The organism is Streptococcus sp. P25B114, from assembly GCF_053010325.1.
In genome coordinates this window covers 22,268-28,740 of the sequence record NZ_JBRKNW010000024.1, presented here as the reverse complement: position 1 = coordinate 28,740, position 6,473 = coordinate 22,268, and the positions used below count along the sequence as shown (strand labels likewise).

Annotated in this window: 9 protein-coding genes and 1 pseudogene; 1 reads left to right on the top strand and 9 read right to left on the bottom strand. The window is 43.4% G+C overall.

Translation table 11 applies throughout. The features are described 5' to 3' along the window. The 5 genes from ACVC7T_RS09920 to ACVC7T_RS09900 all read right to left on the bottom strand — a co-directional run. A partial coding sequence (locus tag ACVC7T_RS09920; protein ID WP_214609655.1) for an rRNA adenine N-6-methyltransferase family protein occupies positions 1-115 on the bottom strand: 115 nt, incomplete at its 3' end. A gap of 124 nt (positions 116-239) precedes the next feature. Next, on the bottom strand, positions 240-323 hold the full coding sequence (locus ACVC7T_RS09915; RefSeq protein WP_032498970.1) for a 23S rRNA methyltransferase attenuator leader peptide ErmL: 84 nt from the start codon (positions 321-323) through the stop codon (positions 240-242). 105 nt (positions 324-428) lie between these two features. Continuing rightward, positions 429-1,256 (bottom strand): methyltransferase domain-containing protein, encoded by an 828-nt coding sequence (locus ACVC7T_RS09910; protein WP_447262876.1) that lies wholly within the window; start codon positions 1,254-1,256, stop codon positions 429-431. 1 nt (position 1,257) lies between these two features. Continuing rightward, a complete protein-coding gene (locus tag ACVC7T_RS09905; protein WP_447262875.1) occupies positions 1,258-1,734 on the bottom strand; it encodes a DUF3955 domain-containing protein in 477 nt (158 codons plus the stop codon). A 186-nt stretch (positions 1,735-1,920) separates the two neighbouring features. Further along, positions 1,921-3,819: an ABC-F family ATP-binding cassette domain-containing protein gene (locus ACVC7T_RS09900; RefSeq protein WP_447262874.1), complete on the bottom strand. Its 1,899-nt coding sequence runs from the start codon at positions 3,817-3,819 to the stop codon at positions 1,921-1,923. Between the two features lie 304 nt (positions 3,820-4,123). Here ACVC7T_RS09900 and ACVC7T_RS09895 point away from each other — a divergent pair. After that, a pseudogene (locus ACVC7T_RS09895) lies at positions 4,124-4,873 on the top strand (IS3 family transposase); the annotation flags it as partial. A 38-nt stretch (positions 4,874-4,911) separates the two neighbouring features. Here the strand turns inward: ACVC7T_RS09895 and ACVC7T_RS09890 are convergent. The 4 genes from ACVC7T_RS09890 to ACVC7T_RS09875 form a co-directional block, all read right to left on the bottom strand. Further along, on the bottom strand, positions 4,912-5,067 hold the full coding sequence (locus ACVC7T_RS09890; protein WP_105122658.1) for a glycosyltransferase: 156 nt from the start codon (positions 5,065-5,067) through the stop codon (positions 4,912-4,914). Then, positions 5,060-5,215, bottom strand: coding sequence for a glycosyltransferase family 2 protein (locus tag ACVC7T_RS09885; protein ID WP_394734384.1), 156 nt, complete (start codon positions 5,213-5,215; stop codon positions 5,060-5,062). Before ACVC7T_RS09885 ends, ACVC7T_RS09890 begins: the two co-directional genes overlap by 8 nt. A 116-nt stretch (positions 5,216-5,331) precedes the next feature. Next, complete coding sequence (locus ACVC7T_RS09880; RefSeq protein ID WP_238140723.1) at positions 5,332-5,688, bottom strand: hypothetical protein; 357 nt, start codon at positions 5,686-5,688, stop codon at positions 5,332-5,334. A 12-nt stretch (positions 5,689-5,700) separates the two neighbouring features. After that, positions 5,701-6,420: a M57 family metalloprotease gene (locus tag ACVC7T_RS09875; protein WP_105110742.1), complete on the bottom strand. Its 720-nt coding sequence runs from the start codon at positions 6,418-6,420 to the stop codon at positions 5,701-5,703. Between the last annotated feature and the right edge of the window lie 53 nt (positions 6,421-6,473).

Below are 6,473 nucleotides of genomic sequence, written 5' to 3'. Positions count from 1 at the left end.
CTGTTCCAATTTCGTAAACGGTATCGGTTTCTTTTAAATTCAATTGTTTTATTATTTGGTTGAGTACTTTTTCACTCGTTAAAAAGTTTTGAGAATATTTTATATTTTTGTTCATGTAATCACTCCTGAAGTGATTACATCTATAAATAAATACAGAAGTTAAACGATTTGTTTGTAATTTTAGTTATCTGTTTAAAAAGTCATAAGATTAGTCACTGGTAGGAATTAATCTAACGTATTTATTTATCTACGTAATCACTGTTTTTAGTCTGTTTCAAAACAGTAGATGTTTTATCTACATTACGCATTTTGAATACCAACATGACGAATCCCTCCTTCTTAATTACAAATTTTTAGCATCTAATTTAACTTCAATTCCTATTATACAAAATTTTAAGATAATGCACTATCAACACACTCTTTATTTTTTATATAGTTCCAATCAAGAGCAGTCCCTCAATCGTAATCTCGGTCAGCTGGCTCAAGTCCAACTTGGACTGGTCCACTTGGAAAAAGAGGGGCGTCATGTCTGCCAAGACTTGGGCATGTTCTAGGCTAATCGGCAAGGTCCGACTGACCAGTACTTGCTCCACCTGCCCCAGGTAAGACTTGAAATGATCCACGATATCCTGGTTATCATAGGATTCCTTGCGGAGTTGGTCTTTGGCTAAATGGCGGAGCTCCTTGAGGTGATTGGGACCTGGGACCAGTTTGAGAATAGCCCCACCAGCTTTCAGCACTCTGGCAAACTCCTGATAATTAGCTGGGGAAAAGATGTCCAAGATACCGTCAATAGTTCTGTCTTGAATGGGCAACTTGGTCAAGTCACCGACAAACCATTTGACCGACTTGGTCCTGTCAGATTTGGCTGCTAGGAGAATAGAATCCTTGGAAATATCAAAAGCAACAATGTCCAAGTCCATTTTCTCGGCTAACTTGCGAGAATAAAAGCCCTCCCCGCAACCGATATCCAAGACAGACCGCAAGCCTAGCTCTGCTATTTTCCCCTCCAAAGCCTCATAGAGATGGTCGTAATAGCCCGCCTCTAAAAAGGCCTGGCGGTTTTCAAAGCTAGACTTGTGGTAGTTAGTAGACTGCTTGACCTGGGGTGCCAGATTGACGTAGCCCTGCTTGGCAATGTCGAAGGTGTGGCGGTTGGGACAGCGGAGGCTGTTGAGGTCAAGACCAAGACCCTGCCCACAATGTGGACAGGCGAAAAATTGGTCGCTATTGGCAAAACGTTGGTGTTTGGTCATCTTATTTATGTTCTTTTCTAAAGCGATGCAGGGCTAGTCCTGATAGGAGCGTGGTAATGACTCCTGTAAAAACTAGCAAATAGCCGACTGGGAGCAGGTAGAAGTTTTCATGTAGGATACCGTTAGCATCGACATACTCGACTGAATTGGCCTTGATGAGAAAGCAAACAAAACCTAAAACCATGAGAAAGCTTCCGATAATGGTAATGGTCAGGTGCATCTGGGTACGGCGACCTTCGCGACCGTCCTTGACTAGTTTTTCTGTCATGTTGTTCATGTCAGTTCCTCCTAAGATAAGTTGATTTAAGGAGATTGAAAAGACAGAGGACATGAGAATCAAGAGTTCCAAGTCGGGCAGGTTTTTGTCATTTTCCCAGTTGGAAACAGGCTGCCTGGTCACATTGAGCTTGAGGGCAAACTGCTCCTGGGTCAGGCCTTCCTTTTTACGTAAGTCTTTGATTTGCTGTCCAAAGTTCATTTTTTCTCCTCTCGGGATCCTGTCTAGCAGGTCCTAAACTTATCTTAGCCTATCGGTCAATGATTGCCAAGAAAGACTGGCTTGCTCTGGACTTTTTTAGCAAAAGGTGGTCTTGCTAACTCCGAAAGACTGGCTTGCAATCCTGTTCTATCAAGGGTTTGAGCCTCTTGTCAACTTGCTGTCAACCTAGCCTAATTGCTCAGATAATTCTTCCCATTCTTCCATAAGGTTTTCTTGTTGGGCAGTCAATTGATCGATTTCTTTCTGATAATCGGTCAGCTGACCGATGTCATTAGTTTCTAGCATGGCTTGATTGAGCTCACTCAAGCGGTTTTCAATGGTATCGATTTCTGCCTCGATTTGCTCGATGCGGCGGGCTAGTTTGCGTTGCTCTTTTTGGTTTTCCTTTTGGGCTTGGTAGTCCATGGCTCCGGCTGATTGGCTAGTACTTTCTAGCTGGTCGGGCTGGGCTTCTTCTTCCCGCTCTGCCCTTTTCTCCAAATAATAGTCATAGTCGCCCAAGTAGAGCGTGGAGCCAGTTTCCGAGATTTCTAGGACCTTGGTGGCGACGCGGTTGATGAAATAGCGGTCGTGGCTGACAAAGAGCAGGGTGCCATCAAAGTTGATGAGAGCATTTTCCAGCACTTCCTTGCTGTCGATGTCCAGGTGGTTGGTCGGCTCGTCTAGGATGAGGAAGTTGTTGTTTTCCATGGATAGCTTAGCAAGGAGCAGGCGGGCTTTTTCCCCACCCGATAGCATGGAAACGGACTTTTTGACGTCATCTCCTGAGAAGAGAAAGGCTCCTAGGCGGTTGCGGATTTCCACTTCAGGTGTGGTCGGAAAGGCTGACCAGAGCTCCTCCAAGACGGTGTTGGATGGTGTCAGAGCCGACTGGGTCTGGTCGTAATAGCCTACTTCCACATTGGCACCTAGTTTGGCTTCCCCTTTGATAAATGGCAGAGCTCCGATGATGGATTTGAGCAGGGTTGTTTTTCCGATTCCATTCGGACCAACAATGGCAATGGCATCCAGCTTGCGTTGGTCAATGGAAATGGGCTGAGACAGGATATCTCCATCGTAGCCAACCGCAGCATTTTCCACTGTCAAGACGATATTGCCAGAAGTCTTGTCCGACTGGAAGGTCATGTTGGCAGACTTCTGACCAGTTGTTGGCTTGTCCAATCGATCCATCTTTTCCAACTGCTTGCGTCTAGCCTGAGCGCGCTTGGTGGTCGAAGCACGGACAATATTTTTCTGGACAAAGTCTTCTAACTTGGCAATTTCCTTCTGCTGCTTTTCATAGTTCTGCAACTCCGTCTGTAACTTCTGCTCTTTGAGCTCGACAAACTGAGAATAATTGCCCACATAACGATCCAAGGAATGCTTGGTCAAATCCAGTGTCAGTGTCGCCACCTTGTCCAAGAAATAGCGGTCATGGCTGACAATAATCAAAGCTCCCTTGTAATGCACTAGGTAGTTTTCCAGCCAAGCAATGGTTTCAATGTCCAGGTGGTTGGTTGGCTCGTCCAGCACCAAGAGTTCTGGGCTTTCAAGCAACATTTTTGCCAGTGCAAGACGAGTATTCTGCCCCCCAGAGAGTTCGGAGATTTTCATGTCCCACATGGTCTGGTCAAACTTGAAACCGTTCAAAATAGCACGGATATCCGCCTCATAGTTAAAGCCACCTGCCAGACGAAATTCTTCCGACAGACTATCATAGGTCTTCATGAGCTGGTCGAGTTCATTACCAGACAGACTCCCCATTTGCTCTTCCATAGACCGCAAGCGTTTCTCCGTCATCCGCAGGTCGTCAAAGACATGGAGCATTTCATCGTAAATAGTATTTGCCGACTCAAAACGACTGTCCTGTGCCAGATAAGAAAGGGACAAATCACGCTTGGTTGAAATCTCTCCGCTTGTCGCTGCTTCTTCTCCGACAAGGATTTTGAGCAGAGTAGACTTGCCTGCCCCATTTTTTCCAACAAGGGCAATCCGATCCCGCTCATCGACTTGAATGTTGATATTGTTAAATAAAACCTCGCCCGCAAATGAGCGTTCAATCTTGTTTCCGTTCAATATAATCATACTCAATATTTTACCATAAAACACTCAAAAATTCCCCCACCGAAAAAGTAGAGGAGTTCCAATAAAAGGGAAGTTCACCATACTTCTATGAACTAATGTCTAGAAATAAGTCTTAAGAAACATTATTCTAGCGACAGTGAATCTTCACCAGTAATAGAACGGACTAACCGTAGTAAATAACTCCAATCAACCTTAAACTGATTAAATCGACTCCTCTGACTATAAACTTGTTTCAACTGATTTTGTATAGAAGATAAAAAACTTAGCGGAACTGTTTCATATACACTTAAATATAGACAAGCTCCAAACAACTTCTGAACAGGAAAATTTAGGCTTGATGAATGTCATCAAGGAACTTCATAGCCAGCATAATGGTATTCTTTGTTATCGTCGTATGACTCGATTTGTCAATCGCAAGCTTGGAACAAGCTACAACAAGAAACGGATTCGACACTTGATGCACATTCTAGGTCTACGTTCCATTATCAGAAGAGCCAAGGGGTATTGTACCAAGACTAGCTTTGTCAATGTAGAGGACAACATTCTCAATCGTAATTTTACAGCTACTGCTCCAAATCAGAAATGGTCTACAGATGTGACTTTCTTGAAGTACGGTTTCAGCTGTAAAGCCTATTTGAGTGCTATTAAGGATCTATACGACGGCTCAATTGTCGCCTATGTAGTTGGTCAATTTAATGATAACGAATTGGTGTTAGAGACGCTTCGTAAAGCACGAAAAGCTAATCCTGATGCGACACCATTGATTCACAGCGACCGAGGTTCGCAGTATACTTCGAAAGATTATTACCGCCTAACGACCCAGTATCAGATGACCCGCTATATGTCTCGTGTTGGTAAGGTGTATTGACAATGCACCAATTGAGAGTTTCTTTGGGCACTTTAAGACGGAGTGCTATGATTTGAAGAAATATAAGACTTTTGAGGAGCTAGTTTTAGATATTGATGCCAACATCTATTTTACAATCATCAACGTTTTCAAGAGCGCAACAACGGCCTTGCCCCTCTTGAAATGAGGAACAAGGCCGTCGCCTAATCTTTTATTATTTCATTGTCCACTTGACAGGGAGCTATTCATACAATCCCTGTGTTTTCCAAATAATCAATCTGAATTACAAAACAATCTGGGTGAGCGATATTATCCGAATCCATACGAGCAATAAATTCAGTTTTAATCTCACTCAAAGCTAGATTTATACTAGTAGAAATACCTAGATTTTTATCAAATATATCCTAGGCCCCGATAAGACTTTATGATGTCTGCAGTCTTATCCTCACTGCCATCATCAACAATAAGGAACTTAAAATCTTGGTAGCTTTGACAGAGGATACTATCTATTGCTTCCTTAACAATAGTCTCCCTATTATAGACTGGCATAATTACAGTTAGCTTTGCCATTATTTCTCCAAAACATTTCCCAACTTAATTAATAGTAACATTATTTTTACAACTATAGTAGCAAAAAATCCAGCTCTGGACTGGATTGGATTTCATCAATTCACAAAGCCTTGCAAGAGTTCCCAATGTTGCCAGACAAGGTATAGCCCGCCTCCGATAATGATAAGCAAAATTAGGAATTTTATCAAGCCTTTGACAAAGCGAACGATAAGCATCAAAATCATGGACACAAACAACCAGCCCCAGGCCGATGAATTGAGTAGATTATCCATACCAGTCAGGCTTGAGCCTGCCATTGCTCGCAAGGGAGCTGGAATTTTCTCTAGCCAGTCGGTGGTCAGACCAAGCTGGCGGACAATGGCTGAGCTGGTTGACTGCAGCCAGACAAAGATACCAGCATTGTAAAGCAAGAGAAAAGCTTGTTCGGGATAACGCTTAATGAACTTAATCAAAATAAATCCTTTCTAGTTGTTTGCATAAAGCTGAATGACCGCATCCACATCTTCCTGCTGAATGCCTGTATAGGACCCTGCAGACTCCATGACAGAAGCTCTGCCATCTTCATGGCCTAAGCCAAGGGCATGCCCCAGCTCATGCTCAGCTGTGTGCAGGATTCGGTCAAATTCATAACCATATTGGGGATTTAAAAGATAGTAACGATTGAGTCTCACCGTCACACTGGTATAAAAATTGGTCAGAAGATTGGTCGTCGAATTGGCCTCCCCAGCAGCCTGGGTAGTACTATCATTGACATCTGTCGCAATAATATCTGCTGCCTCCGGGCTATCGACCAACTCAAACGTAAAGGCACCTGTCTGGTTCCAATTGGCAATGGCCTGCACGTAGGCCTGGCGTAAAATTGGCTCCTGGCTCTCAATATATACCGTAGCACGATTGCTTTCCCACCGTCCATGGTCGCCTGTGTTGACAGTATCCGTAGCCAGATGCTTGATAGTATCGACACCCTCTTGTAGCTTGACTGGAGACTGTCCTTTGACAATCAGCTCCGCCTCCTGCAGAACCCTATCCAAGGTTTGGTAGGCATTTTCCCTCTGAAAAACAAAGAGCAAAGCCAGGGCCAGAGCTGTGATTAAAACAGTCGACCAGATAAAATTCCAAATCAAACTGACCAACCAAGTAAGAATTCTTAGGAAAAATCCAAGGACACTTTTTATTAATTTCATAGACTATACCTCTTTCTGGAGATGGTCAACAGTATAGCAAATAAAGCTAAAAT

Excerpts from the sequence above, each read along its gene's own strand:
- ACVC7T_RS09915 (WP_032498970.1), bottom strand. The coding sequence starts at position 323 with ATGTTGGTATTCAAAATGCGTAATGTAGATAAAACATCTACTGTTTTG.
- ACVC7T_RS09885 (WP_394734384.1), bottom strand. The coding sequence starts at position 5,215 with ATGCCAGTCTATAATAGGGAGACTATTGTTAAGGAAGCAATAGATAGT.
- ACVC7T_RS09910 (WP_447262876.1), bottom strand. The coding sequence starts at position 1,256 with ATGACCAAACACCAACGTTTTGCCAATAGCGACCAATTTTTCGCCTGT.
- ACVC7T_RS09875 (WP_105110742.1), bottom strand. The coding sequence starts at position 6,420 with ATGAAATTAATAAAAAGTGTCCTTGGATTTTTCCTAAGAATTCTTACT.
- ACVC7T_RS09905 (WP_447262875.1), bottom strand. The coding sequence starts at position 1,734 with ATGAACTTTGGACAGCAAATCAAAGACTTACGTAAAAAGGAAGGCCTG.
- ACVC7T_RS09900 (WP_447262874.1), bottom strand. The coding sequence starts at position 3,819 with ATGATTATATTGAACGGAAACAAGATTGAACGCTCATTTGCGGGCGAG.